Source organism: Moorena sp. SIO3I6, from assembly GCF_010672095.1.
Map to the genome: position 1 here is coordinate 1 of NZ_JAAHHU010000893.1, position 2,010 is coordinate 2,010.

Genomic DNA, 2,010 nt, shown 5'->3' on the forward strand with positions numbered 1-2,010 from the left:
GCTAGGTGGTGCAAAGGTTTTGGGGATTCTTGGTGCTTTGATTGTTCCGCCTTGGGTAGCTGGTGCAGCTCTGGTACTAGAAAATTTGTACTTGAAGCCGAAACTGGAGGCGGAACAAAATGCTGCTGCTATCTCGGCAGCTTCTGAAGCAGACGCCTCGAATGCTCTTTCTTTCAACGGATAGTATGATTACTATACTTTGAGGGATCAGTAATCAGCTATCAGCTATCAGCTATCAGCTATCAGCTATCAGCTATCAGCTATCAGCTATCAGCCATTGGCCACGCTACTTGAGGTGCTTTTGAATAAAATAAGCTGACGGCTGACGGCTGACGGCTGACGGCTGACGGCTGAATGCTTAAGAAAATAGTCAACCAATTACTAATTACCAATTACCAATTAACTGTCTTAAGTAATGCTACAGAGGCTAGAAAGTTAACACTAAAGTACAGTTAACACTAGGCTTCCCTTTCTTTGGCTTCCTATCAGACAGGGCTAAAGCCTCCTGGCTCTAATCTGCAATATTTTTGGTAGCTGATGAATTCCTTCTTTCGCTGCCGATATTGGCTGACGCAAGTAATCTTGGTAGTAATTGGAGCGATTGCGATCGCTTGCTTGATTGCAGCTGCGCCAATTGTGGCTCAGGACAATCTGAATCGGGTAACTATTTTCCTGGATGGGCGTCCGCTGTTTGAGGTAGCACCGGCTGGGTCATTAACTGCTCAACAACGGGCTGATTACGTCAGTGATACCCTCAAGCATATCATCGAGAAAGCACCACCAACCATAGACGTAGAAATCGCTGGGACTGACAATTTACCAGTGATTAAGGTAAATGGTAACCACTTGCTATCGGTAACCTCCAATGACACTTTAACAGGAAGAAGTCCCAAGGAACAAGCCCGATTTTGGCAAACACTGGTACAGAATGCCATGGAACGGGCTTTTCTCGAACGTACCCAGGACTATATCGTGCAAGCGGTATTCCTATCCGTTGGATGTGGGTTATGGGGACTCATCTCTAGTTGGGGAGTAGGCTCGTTGTGGGATCACCAGATTAAATGGCTGTTTCACAAAAAGCTAACTAAGTCAACCCATCGATACCGTCGCCAACCTGCCTTACGTGCTGAAATTGCAGGCGGGACTCTCATACTCCTTTTCCGGGTCACTATCCTAGTATTTACCCTGATTTATACTAGTAACCTATTTCCCCAAACTCGCCAGTTGAGCCGCCAACTTAACGACACATTTGTTCAAAGCTTGACGTGGGAAATCATTTGGGTGGGAGATAAACCCTATTCTGTCTTAGGATTATTAAGCTTGATTGGGTTATTTGCTGCTCTGATACTCCTAGCCAAGGCAGTAAAAAAAGTTTTGCGATCGCGGATTCTTAGCCTCACCAATCTCAGCCGCCCTGCGCAGGAGACTATTGCCCTGATTACCCATTATGCCATACTCTTTATCGGTGTTATTGTCCTATTGCAGTTGTGGGGAATCGACTTTAGTTCTCTAGCTGTATTTGTCGGAGTCTTGGGTGTGGGCATTGGCTTGGGAATCCAGGGAATTGCTAAAGAATGTGTCAGCGGTTTGGTACTCATTTTTGAGCGTCCGATCCAAGTAGGGGACTTTGTGAATGTTGGGGAACTGATGGGAACAGTAGAAAATATTGGTATTCGGAGTACAGAAATCCTGACAATGGATCAAGTTTCAATCATTATCCCCAATTCTCGCTTTCTGGAAGCTGAAGTGGTCAACTGGACTCACAATAATCCAGTATCCCGGTTAAAATTACCCGTAGGGGTGGCCTACGGTTCAGATCCAATTAAAGTCCGTAGTGCTCTGATTGAGGCAGCTTCTCAACATCGAGAAATCTGAGATCAACCAGCCCCTAATGTATTTTTTACTGGATTTGGGGAAAATGCCCTCAAGTTTGAGTTGTTGGTTTGGATTAAAGACCCTCCCAAGCAGTTCCAAATCAAGAGTGAGCTTTACTTTCTGATTGAAGAAATA

At 45.2% G+C, this 2,010-nt stretch carries 1 protein-coding gene and 2 pseudogenes; all 3 read left to right on the plus strand.

Annotated features, from left to right (window positions below):
* Nucleotides 1-184 (plus strand): annotated as a pseudogene (locus F6K49_RS44090) (AI-2E family transporter); the annotation flags it as partial.
* A gap of 353 nt (nucleotides 185-537) precedes the next feature.
* The gene (locus F6K49_RS44095) at nucleotides 538-1,875 is read left to right on the plus strand and encodes a mechanosensitive ion channel domain-containing protein (RefSeq protein ID WP_366514314.1); all 1,338 of its coding nucleotides are present in this window, start codon (nucleotides 538-540) and stop codon (nucleotides 1,873-1,875) included.
* Nucleotides 1,876-1,890: 15 nt separating this feature from the next.
* A pseudogene (locus F6K49_RS53965) lies at nucleotides 1,891-2,010 on the plus strand (small mechanosensitive ion channel protein MscS); the annotation flags it as partial.